Here is a 14,573-nt window from a genome sequence, read left to right on the forward strand (position 1 = left end):
CGGGGACCGAGGACGCGCGGGGCGGGACGGACACCGCGACGCACGGCGGGGTGCGGCACGTGCCGCACTCCGGTGGCGGTGGCGGCGAACGGCACGCGGGGATGAGCACGGAGACATGGCGGCTGCTGATGGGGATGCCCAGCAAGGCGTCACTGCGGCGGATGGGCTCGCTGGGGCGTGCCGAGCTGACGCTGCTGCTGCGCAACCGCACGGCGCTGTTCATGAGCCTGGCGATGCCGGTCGGCATGGTGCTGGTGTCGTACGTCTCGGCCGGCAACCTGGAGTCGACGGGGACCAGCCTGGGCGTCGGGGAGATGGTGCTGACCGCCGGCATCGGGTTCGTCCTGCTGCTGGTGGCGTACTTCAACCCCATCACGGCGTACGTGGCGCGGCGTGAGGAGCGGGTGCTCAAGCGGCTGCGCACCGGGGAGGTGACGGACGCCGAGATCCTGACCGGTACGGCGCTGCCCTCGCTGGTGCTGGCGCTGGCGCAGGTGGCCCTGCTGGTGATCTCGGGGGCGCTGTTCCTCGATGTGGGGATGCCGGACCAGCCGGTGGTGCTGGTGGTCGCGGTGCTGCTCGGGATCGTGATGATGGTGGCGCTGGCGGCGGTCACGGCGGCGTTCACCAAGACCGTGGAGAGCGCGCAGATCACCAGCCTGCCGTTCTTCATGCTGTCGGCGGTGGCCTCCGGGCTCTTCGTCCCGCTGGACGGGTTGCCGGACGGGGTGGCCAATGTCTTCCGGGCGCTGCCGATGACGCCGGTGGTGGAGCTGGTGCGCGGTGGCTGGCTGGGCGGGATGACGGGCGGCGAGATCCGTCTGGCGCTGGTGCTGGCGGTGGTGTGGACCGGCCTGTCGGTGTTTGCTGTACGGCGGTGGTTCCGCTGGGATCCGCGGCAGTGAGAGGGATGTGAGAAGCGGCATGGGGACGGCGGCACCGGGTGGCGGCGGCTGGGTGGACCGGCTGATCGGCAGCAGCCAGCGGGCGCGGGTGCATCACTACACGCGGTACACGCTGTACACCTTCGCGGGGGTGGAGCTGGTCGCGGTGCCGCTGAACATGCCGCAGTGGATCGCGAACAGCCATCCGCTGTCGGCGGTCGGGATCGGGGTGCTGATCCTGCTGCACGGCCTGTGCAACATCCAGCTCACCCGGGTCGGGCTGCGCTGGTACCTGGCCGAGGGGCGCGGCGTCATCCGGCCCGGGCGGCTGCTGGCCGCGCACGCGGTGGTGACGGTGCTGATCCTGGCCCTGGTGTTCGTGTCGGTGGCGGCGGGGCAGGCGCCGGAGACGACGGTCGGCGCCCTGGTCTCGCTGTGGGCGTTCGGGATCTCCGGTCCTTCGCTGCTGCTGTCGCAGCGGCAGCTGTGGGCGGGGCTGGGTGTGCTGGTGGGCGCGATGGTCGTCGGCGGCACGGCGGCGGGGATGGCGACGCAGCTGACGCTGGTGCTGGCGGTCCTGTCGGGAGGGCTGTCGGTGCTGATGGCGTTCACCTGCCGGGTGACGGCGTGGACGCTGCGGGTGGTGAACAAGCTGGACGCGGCGCGGGAGACGGAGGCCCGGCTGGCGGTCGCGGAGGAACGGCTGCGGTTCGGCCGGGACATGCACGACGTCCTGGGGCGGAACCTGTCGGTGATCGCGCTCAAGAGCGAGCTGGCGGCACAGCTGGCGCGGCGCGGGTCGCCGGCGGCGGTGGAGCAGATGACGGAGGTCCAGCGGATCGCGCGGGAGTCGCAGCAGGAGATGCGCGAGGTCGTGCGCGGCTACCGGGAGGCGGATCTCCAGGCGGAGCTGGCGGGGGCGCGCGGCGTGCTGGAGGCGGCCGGGATCCGCTGCCGGATCGAGGACGGGGGCAGTACGGAGCTGCCGGTGGCCGTGCAGTCGGCGCTGGGGTGGGTGGTGCGGGAGGGCACCACGAACGTGCTGCGGCACGCGGACGCGGCGGTGTGCGTGATCCGGCTGCGGCCGCCGGCGCGGGGCGGGATCGTGGCGGTGCTGGAGATGGAGAACGACGGGGTGCGGGGCGCGGGCGCGGCGCCCGGTGGATCGGACGGTACGGGGCTGCGGGGCCTGCGCGGCCGGCTGGGCGCGCTGGGCGGGACGCTGACGGCGGAACCGTACGGGGGCGGGGTCGCGGGGTCCGGTGCCGCCGGGGCTGGGGGCGGGGCCGGGAAGGGCGGTTCGTTCCGGCTCACGGCGACGGTGCCGGTGCCCTCCCCGGCGAGTGCCGCGGCCCGGTCGCGGACGGGCGCGGCGACGGAAGCGGCGACGGACGCTGCGGGGCGCGAGGAGCCGGGGACGGCCCTGCACACCGGCGAGCGGGAGGCCGGGCCGCCGGACGGGGCGCTGCTGCCGGGCCCCGTCGGCGACCGGGAGGTGGGCGCGTGATCAGGGTGCTGCTGGCGGACGACGAGCATCTGATCCGGGGCGCGCTGGCCGCGCTGCTCTCGCTGGAGGACGACCTCGTCGTGGTCGCGGAGGCCGCCTCGGGCCCCGAGGCGCTGGCCATGGCGGCGGCGCACCGGCCGGATGTGGCGGTGCTCGACCTCCAGATGCCGGGTGCGGACGGGGTGACGGTGGCGGCCGGGCTGCGGACGGAACTGCCGGGATGCACCACCATGATCGTGACGGGGCACGGCAGGCCCGGGCATCTGAAGCGGGCGCTGTCCGCCGGGGTGCGCGGGTTCCTGCCGAAGACGGTGTCGGCGCAGCGGCTGGCGGAAATCATCCGAACGGTGCACGGCGGCGTCCGTTACATTGACCCGGAGCTGGCGGCGGACGCCATCAGCGCGGGCGATTCGCCGCTGACCGCCCGGGAGACGGAGCTGCTGGAGCTGGCGGCCGACGGGGCGCCGGTCAGCGAGATCGCCGAACGGGCGGCGCTGGCCCCGGGCACCGTACGCAATTACCTCTCCTCGGCGGCGGCCAAGCTGCACGCCGAGAACCGGCACACGGCCGTACGGCTGGCGCGGGAACGCGGCTGGCTGTGACCGTGCGTCCACCCGTACCGACCGAGCCCCGCCGCCGCACCACCGAAGGGATCGCCGCACCATGACGACTGCCACCCTGATCGTTTTCGCGATCTCCATCGGAACGGTGGCCTGGATCGCCTGGCGCGGTTTCCGGGCGGAGGACGCGCGGCGCGAGGCCGAGGAGCGCGACCGGTAGGCGGACGGGCCCGGGCGGGTTCAGCCGGCGGCGTTCTCCGGGGTCCCGTCCGCTCCGGCGGGCCCCCCTTGCGCCGGGCGCGGCCAGCTGCGTCCGGTACGGGCCTCGATGCTCTGGTTGAAGCGGGTGAGTGACTCCTCCAGGGCCTGTACGTCCGCCGGGTCCCATGCGGCGAGCACCGCGGCCAGGCCCTCCCTGCTGCGCTGTTCGCGGTCCGCGAGCCGGCGCGCGCCCTCCTCGGTCATCTGGAGGCGGCGGGCCATCCCGCCGTCGGGGTCGGGCACCCGGCGGGCCAGTCCCTCCCGGAGCAGGGCGGCGGTCTGCCGGTTGATGGTGGAGGTGTCCAGGGCGAAGGCCTGGGCGAGTTCGGCGATGGTCATGGGGCCCTGGGCGGCGAGCCGGGTCAGCAGCAGATGGGCCGAGCGCTCCAGGGCGGCGCCGCCGTCGCGCTGCCGGCTGGACAACTCGTACCGGGTCAGGAGCAGCAGTTCGCGCTGCAGCCCCTCGAACCGTTCCCGCGACTGGGCCACCTCGGTTACCTCCTGGGTCGGATCGTCAAGAAAACCCCAAGGCCGAGCGTTCCACACTCCAACGAAATATGCATGATGCACATCGTATGTATGCTGCATGAAGGGGACGTGAGCCGTCCCGCCCGCCGCCCCCGTTTCCCTTCCCTTCCTCCCCCGCACACTCCGCCCGGAGGCCGCCTTCCCATGCCCAGCTCCACCGCGCCACCACCCGCCGCGCCACCCACCCCCGGCGCCAAGGGGTCAGCCAACGTCATCGTCGTGATCCTCGCCTTCTCCGGCATCGTCACGGCGCTGATGCAGACCCTGGTGATCCCGCTGCTCGTCCAGCTGCCCGTCCTGCTCGACACCACCGCCGCCAACGCCTCCTGGGTGGTCACCGCCACCCTCCTGGCCGCCGCCGTCGCCATGCCCACCACCAGCCGGCTCGGCGACATGTTCGGCAAGCGCCGGATCATCTTCGTCAACCTCGGCCTGCTGATCGCCGGATCGCTGGTGTGCGCACTGTCCGACTCGGTCCTCCCGATGATCGCCGGACGGGCCCTCCAGGGCTTCGGCATGGGCCTCATCCCGCTGGGCATCGGCATCATGCGCGACGTCATGCCACCCGAGCGGGTCGCCTCCTCGATGGCCCTGATGAGCGCCTCCCTGGGCATCGGCGGCGCGCTCGGACTGCCCGCCGCCGCCCTGGTGGCCCAGAACTTCGACTGGCACGTGCTGTTCCACGCCTCCGCCGCGCTCGCCGCGCTCGCCCTCGTCCTGATCGCCCGCTACGTACCCGAGTCGCCGGTACGGTCCCGCGGACGCTTCGACTTCGCCGGCTCGGCCGGCATCGGCATCGGCCTGGTCTGCCTGCTGCTCGCGCTGTCCAAGGGCGCCGACTGGGGCTGGAGCAGCGGCAGCACCCTGGGCCTCTTCGCCGCCGGCGTGCTCGTGCTGCTCGCCTGGGGCTGGTACGAGCTGCGCACGCCCGACCCGCTGGTGGACCTGCGCACCACCGCCAAGCCGCAGGTGCTGTTCACCAACCTCGCCGCGCTGGTCATCGGGTTCGCCATGTACGCGATGTCGCTGATCGCGCCGCAGCTGCTCCAGCTGCCGCGGGAGACCGGGTACGGGCTCGGCCAGACCATGCTCGCCGCGGGACTGGCGATGGCCCCCGGCGGGCTGATGATGATGCTCTTCTCGCCGCTGTCGGCCGTCATCACCAAGTCCCGGGGGCCCAAGACCTCACTCATCCTCGGCTCGCTCGTCATCGCCGCCGGTTACGCGCTGGGCCTGGTGATGTTGGACGAGGTCTGGCAGGTCATCGTCTTCTCCTGCGTGGTCACCTCCGGCATCGCCATCGCGTACGCGGCGATGCCCACCCTGATCATGAGCGCCGTCCCGGTCTCCGAGACCGCCTCCGCCAACGGCCTGAACAGCCTGATGCGCTCGATCGGCACCAGCACCGCGGGGGCCGCGATCGGCGTGGTGCTGGCGAACAGCACCCTCACCTTCGGCGGGGCCGAGGTGCCCTCGCTCACCGGGTTCCGCACCGGCTTCGCCATCGCCTGCGGGGCGGCGCTGCTGGCCGCGCTGATCGCCGCGTTCATCCCGGGGACGCGACCGCGGGGCGCGGCCCCGGAGGCCGACGCGGCGCAGGACAGCGCCGAGGCCGGGGAGAACCTGGCCCGTACCGCCACGCGCACCGCCGGCTGACGGGCGGCCGAGGGCCGGGGCCGGCCCCGGGAACGGCCCCCGGTCACCCGGCCGGAGCGCGGCGGCCGGCCAGCAGCGGCCACAGCCCCACCGCGGCGGCGTCCGTCATCCGGTGCAGCACGCCCAGCAAGAGCAGCACGACCGCCACCGGCACGGCGACGGTCAGCCCTGCGGACAGCTCGGAGAGATGGGCGTGGTGCTCGGTGACATCCAGCGCCGCCTCCAGGCCCGCACCGAGGGCGGCCAGCGCCGCGAACACCACATAGTGCCCGTACCCCCAGGCCAGGGCCGTGCGCAGGGTCGTCAGCCGCACCTCGCGACCGGTGAAGTACAGCCACCACAGCGCGAAGACCAGCAGCAGCCCGCCCACGGCGATCAGCAGGATGGGGGTCGACAGGCCGCGGTCGGTGACGGCCGACTGGATGGCCGTCAGCGAGCCGAGAATGACCTCCCCGAGCACGATGATCGTGAACAGCCCGTACCGCTCGGCGATATGGCCCGGATGCCAGCGGGTCACGCTCCCCCGGAACTCGGCCCAGGCCGGTACGGCGAGTTCGGCCGCCACCAGGACGACGAACGTGGCCGCCGCCCACCCCCCGAAGACCCACAGCCGGGCGACCCATCCGGCCTGCACCAGCGCCACCCCGGCCGCGTACCGCAGCGCGCCCCGGCGGCCGGCCGGATCCGCGGCGGCGGCCCGCAGCCACTGGGCGACCATCGCGGCGCGCATGATCACATAGCCGGACACCACCAGTGCCCAGTCACCGTGCTGGAACGCGCCGGGCACCCCCGCCGCCAGCACCAGGACGCCTGCCATCTGGAGCAGCGTCAGCAGCCGGTAGGGCACGTCGTCGGTGTCGTAGGCGGAGGCGAACCAGGTGAAGTTCATCCAGGCCCACCAGATGGCGAAGAACACCGCCGCGTAGCCGAACAGGCCGGAGCCGGTGCGGCCCTCCGCCAGCGCGTGATGGAGCTGGGCGGCGGCCTGGGAGACGGCGACCACGAAGGTCAGGTCGAACAGCAGTTCCAGCGGGGTCGCGGCGCGGTGCGCCTCCCCCGGGTCCCGGCCGCGCATGGGCCGCCGCGCCGGACCGGCGCGGGCCGTGCGGGCGGCGTCCTGTGCGCCCATGCCGCCTCTCCCGCCGTGGTCGGTCCCCCCTCCGTCGCACGACGAGGATAAGCGGACATTTCAGGCGTCGGCCAGCGGGCGGTCCGGCGTCATATCCAGCCGCGGTCCCGGGCCAGCAGGGCGGCCTGGGCCCGGCTGCCGGCGTTGAGATGGTCCATCAGATGGGCGATCCGGCGCCGGTAGGTGCGCACCGAGACGCCGATGCCGCGCGCCGCCGTCTCGTCCTTGGCGCCCGAGCACATCGCGGCCAGGATCAGCCGGGCGTTCTCGGTCGGGGTCGGCGCGGGGGTGAGCGGGGTGGCCCGCTCCCAGGCGCGCTCGAACAGCGCCCGGACACTGGCCACGATGGCCGGCTCCTCGGTGAACAGCGCCCCGTGCTCGATGGTGGGGCCGCCGCCCAGCGGGAGCGCGACGGCGCGGGAGTCGCAGGCCAGCAGCCGTTCGGTGGCGTGCGGGATCAGCCGTACCCGGGCGCCGTGCCGTTCGATCTCGCGCAGGTACGCCGCGGTGGGCGGGTCCTCGAGGGTCTCGCAGAGCATCACGGTGCGGAAGGCCACGCCGCGGCGCAGACAGCGCAGGGCGAGCGGGCGGATCCAGGCGAGGTACGCGGCGGACAGCTCGGTGTGCGGGACGAGGGTGAGGATGTCCTCGCGGGCGTGGAAGGCGAGTTCCTCGATCCGGTCGCGGATGGCGGCCGGGTCGGTGAGCCGCTCGATCCGCCCGATGCGGTCGGCGGGGGCCGGGGCGGGGCCGTCGGGCACGGCGGGCGCTGTGCCGTCGGCGGGAACGGGACGGTCCTCGCTCCCTGTTCGTCCGGGCCCGCGCGGGCTGTCCTGGCTGCGATCCGTGCCGGCGTGCATGTTCTTCCCCGTTCGGGCGGTGCGGTGCCGGGGTGGTCGGGCCCGGCGGCATGCCTGTTGGGGGAGTTTTTACCAAGCGGGCCCCGACCCGGCCAGGCCGGGGCCCGCTTGACCGTTCACGGTCAGTCCCAGGCGGTGCCCGTCAGCAGCCGGAACGCCTCCGTGTAGCGCTCCCGGGTACGGTCCACGACCTCCTGCGGCAGCTCCGGCGGCGGGGTGTCGCCCGTACGGTCCCAGCCGGAGGCCGGGGAGGACAGCCAGTCGCGGACGAACTGCTTGTCGTACGCCTTCTGCGGGCGGCCGGGCTCCCACTCGTCCTTGCGCCAGAAGCGCGAGGAGTCCGGGGTCAGCACCTCGTCGGCGAGGACCAGCTCGCCCTCCTGGCCGCCCTCCCCCGCGCCGGGCCGGCGGCCGAACTCGAACTTGGTGTCGGCCAGGATGATCCCGCGGTCCCGCGCGATGTCCCTGGCCCGCCCGTACACGGACAGGGTGGCCTGGCGCAGCTGAGCCGCCGTCTCGGCACCGACCTGGCGGGCGACTTCCTCGTAGCTGACGTTCTCGTCGTGCTCCCCCACCGCCGCCTTGGTGGCCGGAGTGAAGATCGGGGCGGGCAGTTCGGAGCCGTCGACGAGGCCGGCCGGCAGGGCCAGACCGCACACCGTACGGTCGCGCTCGTACTCCGCGAGCCCGGTACCGGTGAGGTAGCCACGGGCCACCGCCTCCACCGGGACCATGTCCAGCGCGTGGCAGACCATCACCCGGCCCGCCCAGTCGGCGGGGGCGCCGGCCGGCACCTCGGTGGAGATGACGTGCCCCGGCACCAGATCGGCGAGCTGGTCGAACCACCACAGCGACAGCCGGGTCAGGATGCGGCCCTTGTCGGGGATCTCGGTGGGCAGCACCCAGTCGTAGGCGGAGACCCGGTCGGTGGCGACGAGGATCAGCTCACCGGCCTCGTTGCGGTAGAGATCGCGGACTTTCCCGGTGTGCAGATGCACAAGACCGGGCACCCGCGCGGGCTCAGGCTTCGTGACGAATCCTGGCACTGTGCCTCCTGGCGGCTAAGCGGTCGGTCGGTCGATGGGCCACGCGGCGTTCATTCTCACGCATGGCGGCCGGTGACCGGCGCGCGGGGCCCGCCCCGTCAGTCGCGTTTGCAGATGCGGTCCAGGAGGTTGGCGGTGGCCTTCTGGATCCGGGTGTCGGTGTGCTGCGGGCGGTCCAGCGCCGGCGACCAGGCGAAGGTGCCGGAGGCGAACACCCAGGCCCCGCTGGGCGCGCGGTACAGGGAGGTCTCCTGGTGGCGGCGGGCCCCGGACTCGTCCCGGTACGGGGAGTGGGCCAGCAGGATCCGGCTCTCGCACTCGGGCAGCGCGGTGCGCGGGTAGTAGCGGTCGGCCTCCCCCGCGACCAGGCCCGGGAGTTCGTCGCCCTCGGCGGCGCCGGTGGCCTCCCACAGCCAGTGGTCGGCGTTGCGGACCACCAGCGGGTACGGGCGGGGCACCCGGCCCGCGTACTGCACGCCGAGCAGCAGTTGCTCGGGCTCGCCCTGCTCGCGCCACAGGGCGGGCCGGCCGGGGCCGTGGCGCTTGCGGCAGCGCAGCAGGCCGTCCTCGTCGCCGGAGGGCAGCGCGGTCAGCTCGACCTGCCAGTACATGGTGTTCGCCGACAGGAACACCAGCGAGGTGCCGGTGTCACGGGCGTGCTCGACGGCGCGGCGCATCGGGACGGACCAGTACTCGTCGTGCCCGGGGAAGATCAGACCGCGGTAGCGGGAGGTGTCGACGCGGCCCGCGTGCAGGTCGCGGGCGGTGGCGTAGGCGAGGTCGTAGCCGTAGCGCTCGGCCCAGCGGATGAAGTCGTAGGCGTGCCCGACGTGCAGCGGCAGGCCGGCGCCGGCGAAGGGGCGGGCGAAGGAGACGGTGGTGGCGGCGTCCTGCTCGCCCAGCAGATGACCCGAGGCGTCCCAGGCGTGGTAGAGGCTGGCGCCGGTGCGGCCGTCCTCGGGGAAGAGGTTGTACGCCTGCCAGGTGATGTCGGGGAGCAGCAGGAGCAGATCGGCGGGCTGGTCGTCCCGGACAGTGAAAGGTACGTGCGAACGGAATCGGCCATCCGCGGTGGTGAGGACGGCGACGTGCGCGCCGGGCCGCCAGTCGGGCGGGACCTGGAGCCGCCACGAGAGCCACCAGTTGTGGCAGGAGGCGGTGCGGTCGGCGAGCAGCGGCTCGGGCTGCCGGGTGCCGCGCTGCGTGGGGCTGCGGGTGAGCATCTTGGCGCCGTCACCCGCGTAGTGCCCGATCCGGTAGATATCGATGGAGAAGTCCTGGGGCGGGTTCACCGTGACCCGGAAGTCGATGGACTGGCCGGGCGCGACGGCGCTCTGCGGGGCGAAGCCCTTGATCTGGCAGTCGACGTCATCGGGGGTACGGGGGCCCGGGGCGGGCTGGTCGTCCCCCCGCCGACCTGGGGAACATAGCCCCTGGGCGTCGGGGTCCACGTACCACGGGACGACCCGGCCGGTGTCGTCGAAGTAGTGCTCGCTGCCGCGCAGCCAGGGCAGCGGTCCCTGCCCGAACGGATCGGACACGGCGTGCGCCAGGGCGCCCGACTCCCACCGCCGGATCCGATCGGTTCCCACAGATCCCAGAGACAAGGTCCCCTCCTCCGCCCCGACTCCACTGCCGAACCAGCACATCACACATCACGAGGGCGTTGTCACCGTTCGTCGTGAAATGGCTGGAGGTGATTGCCCCCGCGGCGGTGGGAGGCGGCGGGAGGGGCCCGGCCGGGGCGGGTGACGGCCCGTCCGGGACCGTCAGCGGCGCGACGGGGCGGTGGCCCGGCCGGAGCGGGGAACCGGGGGAGGTGGGAAGCCGCATGGCACCGACGCCCAGCCTCCGTAGGGGCAGTTCCCCACAGGAATCCGCTCGGTGCTGCCATGTGCTGTCCGCCCCCGGCGCGAGGGGCGTCAACTCAGCAGCGGGGTGCGCCAGCCACGGGCCGCCGGCTCAGACCAGGCGTACGGGCTTGTCCGGCCGTACCCCGGCCGCCGTCAGCCAGGCGCGCAGCGGCTCGGGGTCCGCCTCGTCCACCAGGCTGTGCACGCAGCCGCCCAGCCGCTTCAGATCGGCGCGGCGGCGCGGGCTGCCGGTGCGCAGCACCGGCCCGTCCAGCCAGTCGAGGGCCGGGGTGGCGCCGGTGGTGTCGGCGGCGGCGCAGCACACCGCGGCGGCCACGTGCTCCACCAGCACCTCCCGTCCGCTGGGCGGCGGCTGGGCGGGGAAGCCGAGCGGTGCCACCAGGCCGGTGTGGCCGTCGGCGGCGGCCGGGGGCGGCTCCTGCGCCGCGCGGGGCGGGGTGGCGGCGCCGATCCTGGCGGCGAGCGCGTCGGCGCCGCCGGGCCCGGTGGCGGCCTCGGTCAGTTCGCTGAGCGCGCGGGCCAGGGTCGGGGTCCCCTCGGTGTCCAGCGCGGCGAACAGCCGGGCCGCGCGGTCCCGCCAGACGCGGTCCACGACCTCCTCCGGGTAGGCGGCCCAGTCCAGCGGTGCCCAGGGCGCGCCGCCCTGGGCCGGGCCGCCGTGGAAGAGCCGGGCGGCGAGGAAGGAGATCTCCTCGTCCACCCGTCCCGGCTCCTCCAGCAGATCGCAGGCGGGGCGTTCGCCGAGCCGGGAGGCGAAGCCCTGGGGGGCGAGCCGGTCGCGGCGGGAGAGTTCGGTGAGGGCGGAGACGACACCGGCGTTGAGGCGGCGCGGCCAGCGGCCGACCCGCCAGGCGGGCAGCGCGACCTTGGTCAGCAGCCGGTCCCATCCCGCGTAGGCGAGTCCGACCTGCTCCTGGGCGGCCATCCGCACCCCGTGGTCCACGCCGTGCGCGCGGGCGGAGGCGGCCGCGGCCACCCCGCGTTCCATCTCGGCGGCGTGCGTTCCGGCGGCGCGCAGCAGCAGCCGGGCGACCAGGCCGGAGAAGCCGAGCAGCGGATGCCGCAGGGGCGAGGCCGCGGCGGCGAGCCCCGCGGTGGCGTCCCAGCTGCGCAGGCAGCGGCGGGCCGCGGCGATGTCGGGGTGGGCGGAGGGACCGGTGCCGGCGACGACGGGGGCGAGCAGGGCGCGCAGCTCGCTGACCCGCATCCACCACAGGAAGGGGGAGCCGATCACCAGAACCGGGGCACGGGTGTCGGCGGACGGCTCGGGACGGGGGCCACCCGTATCCCGGGTCCGGGGTCTTTCCTCCAGCCAGCTGTCGCAGTCGGGAGTGAGGGCGATCCCCCCGGGGTGCGGGACGGCGAGGCGGTCGGCGAGGTCCCGTATCAGGCCGTGCAGCGCCGGGGCGGCGGTCTCCGGCACGTCGACGGTGGGCGTGACGGCCGGCCTGGCGCGGGTGATGAGCACGCCGACGGCGACGGCCACCCCGATCGTGACGGCGGCGAGGGCGGCCACCGGCCACCGCACGGCGTCCGGCACGCCGGAACCCGCGGCGAACAGCACGACGCCGACGGCGCACGGAAGGAGCGCGAGCGCCAGCGCGCTGTTGCGCGCGCGCAAGACGGCCAGCGCGTGGTCGCGCGCGGAGAGTGTGGCTCTGTGCTGCTGACGCTGCCCCATGCCCCTGCCCTCCGCCTGCCCAGCCCCGATACCGCTCGTCATCCCACTGTGGCACCGCCGAGCGACATCGCAATGTGCGCTGAGCCGATCGCATGATCACTACGGCGGCCCGGCGTGGGACAACTCCCGCCGCACCCTAGTTGCGCGCGGCGCGAGCGTCAGCCGGACAGCACCATCGGTCACCCGATGGAGGGGCTTTGGGCAAAGGATGACGACCTGATCCAGCCACCCCGACGCAAACCCGCCGGTGGCGGAGAGGCACCGATGGGCCGGGCCGTACGAGGGCGTACCGGGTCGCGGACCGGCCCGGCGGGCGGGCGCACACCGGCGCCCCGGCCGGGTCGGGCGGCCGGGGCGCCGGAGGCGGAAGACCGGGATGCACCCGGGCGGGGCTCAGGCCGGGTCCGTCCCCAGCGCCGCCGCCTCCGCGATGTCCTTGCGGTAGTGGGAGCCCTTCAGCTCGACGCGCCCCACCGCCGCGTACGCGCGGGTGCGGGCCGCCGTCAGGTCCGCCCCGGTGGCCGTGACCGACAGGACGCGGCCACCCGCGCTCAGCACCGCGCCGTCCGCACCCCGCTTCGTACCGGCGTGCAGCACGTACGCGTCGGGGCCGTCCACCTCCGCCACCGCGTCGAGCCCCGTGATCGGGTCCCCCGTGCGCGGCGCCGCCGGGTAGCCCTCGGACGCGATGACCACCGTCACCGCCGCCCCCTCGCTCCAGCGCAGCGGCGGCAGCGCGGCCAGCTCATCGGTGGCCGCCGCGTACAGCAGCCGGGAGAGCGGGGTGCGCAGCCGCGCCAGGACCGCCTGGGTCTCCGGGTCGCCGAAGCGCGCGTTGAACTCGATGACCCGCACGCCGCGCGAGGTCACCGCCAGACCCGCGTACAGCAGCCCGGAGAACGGCGTGCCCCGTCGGCGCAGTTCGGCGACGGTCGGCTCCAGGACCGTCGCCATGACCTCGTCCACCAGCCCGGGCGGGGCCCACGGCAGCGGCGAGTACGCGCCCATGCCGCCCGTGTTGGGGCCCTCGTCGCCGTCGTAGGCGCGCTTGAAGTCCTGCGCGGGCTGGAGCGGGACGACGGTGGTGCCGTCCGTGACGGCGAACAGCGAGACCTCGGGGCCGTCCAGGAACTCCTCGATGACCACCCGCTCGCACGCCAGGGCGTGCTCCCGCGCCTGCGCGCGGTCCTCGGTGACGACCACGCCCTTGCCGGCCGCGAGGCCGTCGTCCTTCACCACGTACGGGGCGCCGAAGGCGTCCAGCGCCGCGTCGATCTGCTCCGCCGTCGTACACACGTGGCTGCGCGCCGTGGGCACCCCGGCCGCCGCCATGACGTCCTTCGCGAACGCCTTGCTGCCCTCCAGGCGGGCGGCGTCCCGGGACGGGCCGAAGACCGGGATCCCCGCCTCCCGCACCGCGTCCGCCACACCGGCCACCAGCGGCGCCTCGGGGCCGACGACCACCAGGGCGGCGTCCAGTTCGCCGGCGAGCGCGGCCACGGCCGCGCCGTCCAGCGCGTCGACGGGGTGCACGGTGGCGACCTCGGCGATCCCGGCGTTGCCGGGGGCGCAGTGCAGCGCCGTCACCTCGGGGTCGCGGGAAAGGGCGTGGCACAGAGCGTGTTCGCGGGCACCGCCGCCGATGACAAGGATCCTCACGGGCAGCAGCCTATCCGCGCCGCCACCCCGATCACTCCTTCGGGTGAGGGGAGCGGAGCGGGCAAACCGCATCACCCTCCGATCTCGCCCGCTTACGGGCGCAATTACTCCGAAAGTGGTCCGTCGGTCGCTGTTTCCCGGGGTAGGAAAGGGGATCTTCGTTCGTTCATACCTCTTCAGGGAGTCGCGGGATGAGCCATCCGGAGCACGCCCGGCGCGCGGATCTGACCGGGGGCCCCGCCCCCTGCGCCGACTGGCACGAGCCCACCGACCGGCTGGTGGAGCTGTACGAACGCGCCGAGCGGGAGGCGCTGGCCACCATGGAGTGGTACCTGGAGTCGCGGCAGCGCAAGCGACGAGCGGCCCGGGCGCTGCGCGGCGGGATGCTGGCGGGGCTGGCGGTGGGGGCGGGGCTGCCGCTGCTGGCGTTCACCGGGGCGGGCGGGGGCGGGGGCGCCCTGGCGGGCTGGGGGTATCTGGCGCTGCTCGGCGCGGGCCTGTGCGCGGCGTCCGACCGCTGCTTCGGCCTGAGTTCGGGCTGGATGCGGGACATGGCGGTGGCCCAGGCGGTACGGCGGCGGCTGGAGGCGCTGCGGTACGACTGGGCGGCGGAGAGCGTACGGGAGGTGCTCGGGCCAGCCGAGGGCAGCGCCGGCGACGCGGCCGAGCGCTGCCTGTGGGTGCTGCGGCGCTTCTCGGAGGACCTGGCCGAGCTGGTGCGGGCGGAGACCGCCGACTGGATGGCGGAGTTCCGGTTCGCGCCGGGCCCGCTGCCGGCGCCGACCGGGCCGGAACGGGGGCACCGGGAGGAGCGGTACGGGGAGTGCCCGGCGGTGGGCGGCGCACGGCTCACGCCACTGCCCGGCGCGGGCGGCGGCCGGGCGAACATGCCGAGGCAGCGGCCCCCGGAGGGGCCGCGCCCCTGAAC

At 74.6% G+C, this 14,573-nt stretch carries 12 protein-coding genes; 5 read left to right on the forward strand and 7 right to left on the reverse strand.

Features of this window, described 5'->3' with window-relative positions; all coding sequences use genetic code 11:
* The first annotated feature begins 101 nt into the window (after positions 1–101).
* The 3 genes from H7827_RS13525 to H7827_RS13535 are packed head-to-tail and all read left to right on the forward strand — an operon-like array spanning position 102 to position 2,993.
* Entirely contained in the window at positions 102–905 is an 804-nt protein-coding gene (locus H7827_RS13525; protein ID WP_200368624.1) for an ABC transporter permease, read from the forward strand.
* 19 nt (positions 906–924) lie between these two features.
* A complete protein-coding gene (locus H7827_RS13530; protein WP_432745307.1) occupies positions 925–2,391 on the forward strand; it encodes a sensor histidine kinase in 1,467 nt (488 codons plus the stop codon).
* Positions 2,388–2,993, forward strand: coding sequence for a response regulator (locus tag H7827_RS13535; protein ID WP_432745309.1), 606 nt, complete (start codon positions 2,388–2,390; stop codon positions 2,991–2,993). Before H7827_RS13530 ends, H7827_RS13535 begins: the two co-directional genes overlap by 4 nt.
* Before the next feature lie 198 nt (positions 2,994–3,191).
* Here the strand turns inward: H7827_RS13535 and H7827_RS13540 are convergent, their stop codons facing one another.
* Positions 3,192–3,701 (reverse strand): MarR family winged helix-turn-helix transcriptional regulator, encoded by a 510-nt coding sequence (locus H7827_RS13540; protein WP_432745311.1) that lies wholly within the window; start codon positions 3,699–3,701, stop codon positions 3,192–3,194.
* Positions 3,702–3,884: 183 nt separating this feature from the next.
* On the opposite strand from H7827_RS13540, the gene H7827_RS13545 reads away from it, so the two are divergent.
* On the forward strand, positions 3,885–5,396 hold the full coding sequence (locus H7827_RS13545) for an MFS transporter (RefSeq protein ID WP_432745313.1): 1,512 nt from the start codon (positions 3,885–3,887) through the stop codon (positions 5,394–5,396).
* Between the two features lie 43 nt (positions 5,397–5,439).
* Here H7827_RS13545 and H7827_RS13550 read toward each other — a convergent pair whose 3' ends face one another.
* The 6 genes from H7827_RS13550 to purD all read right to left on the reverse strand — a co-directional run bounded on the left by H7827_RS13550 (position 5,440) and on the right by purD (position 13,645).
* Positions 5,440–6,525, reverse strand: a complete 1,086-nt coding sequence (locus H7827_RS13550) for a low temperature requirement protein A (protein WP_432745315.1) — start codon at positions 6,523–6,525, stop codon at positions 5,440–5,442.
* Positions 6,526–6,614: 89 nt separating this feature from the next.
* Positions 6,615–7,385, reverse strand: a complete 771-nt coding sequence (locus H7827_RS13555; protein ID WP_432745317.1) for a hypothetical protein — start codon at positions 7,383–7,385, stop codon at positions 6,615–6,617.
* 122 nt (positions 7,386–7,507) lie between these two features.
* Entirely contained in the window at positions 7,508–8,431 is a 924-nt protein-coding gene (locus H7827_RS13560; protein ID WP_432745319.1) for a phosphoribosylaminoimidazolesuccinocarboxamide synthase, read from the reverse strand.
* Between the two features lie 98 nt (positions 8,432–8,529).
* Complete coding sequence (locus H7827_RS13565) at positions 8,530–10,023, reverse strand: N,N-dimethylformamidase beta subunit family domain-containing protein (RefSeq protein ID WP_386537059.1); 1,494 nt, start codon at positions 10,021–10,023, stop codon at positions 8,530–8,532.
* A gap of 370 nt (positions 10,024–10,393) precedes the next feature.
* Positions 10,394–11,986 carry a hypothetical protein gene (locus tag H7827_RS13570; RefSeq protein ID WP_432745321.1) on the reverse strand — a complete coding sequence of 531 codons (1,593 nt, stop codon included), beginning with the start codon at positions 11,984–11,986 and terminating at the stop codon, positions 10,394–10,396.
* A 393-nt stretch (positions 11,987–12,379) separates the two neighbouring features.
* Entirely contained in the window at positions 12,380–13,645 is a 1,266-nt protein-coding gene (gene purD, locus H7827_RS13575; protein ID WP_046724263.1) for a phosphoribosylamine--glycine ligase, read from the reverse strand.
* A gap of 191 nt (positions 13,646–13,836) precedes the next feature.
* On the opposite strand from purD, the gene H7827_RS13580 reads away from it, so the two are divergent.
* Entirely contained in the window at positions 13,837–14,571 is a 735-nt protein-coding gene (locus H7827_RS13580) for an SLATT domain-containing protein (protein WP_432745323.1), read from the forward strand.
* The last annotated feature ends 2 nt before the right edge of the window (positions 14,572–14,573 follow it).

It is taken from the genome of Streptomyces sp. JH002, from assembly GCF_050916115.1.
Lineage (GTDB): Bacteria > Actinomycetota > Actinomycetes > Streptomycetales > Streptomycetaceae > Streptomyces > Streptomyces xiamenensis.

Bases quoted from the DNA above. Each gene is read 5' to 3' on its own strand.
- H7827_RS13550 (WP_432745315.1), bottom strand. From the start codon at position 6,525: ATGGGCGCACAGGACGCCGCCCGCACGGCCCGCGCCGGTCCGGCGCGG.
- H7827_RS13545 (WP_432745313.1), top strand. From the start codon at position 3,885: ATGCCCAGCTCCACCGCGCCACCACCCGCCGCGCCACCCACCCCCGGC.
- H7827_RS13570 (WP_432745321.1), bottom strand. From the start codon at position 11,986: ATGGGGCAGCGTCAGCAGCACAGAGCCACACTCTCCGCGCGCGACCAC.
- H7827_RS13530 (WP_432745307.1), top strand. From the start codon at position 925: ATGGGGACGGCGGCACCGGGTGGCGGCGGCTGGGTGGACCGGCTGATC.
- H7827_RS13525 (WP_200368624.1), top strand. From the start codon at position 102: ATGAGCACGGAGACATGGCGGCTGCTGATGGGGATGCCCAGCAAGGCG.
- H7827_RS13555 (WP_432745317.1), bottom strand. From the start codon at position 7,385: ATGCACGCCGGCACGGATCGCAGCCAGGACAGCCCGCGCGGGCCCGGA.
- H7827_RS13580 (WP_432745323.1), top strand. From the start codon at position 13,837: ATGAGCCATCCGGAGCACGCCCGGCGCGCGGATCTGACCGGGGGCCCC.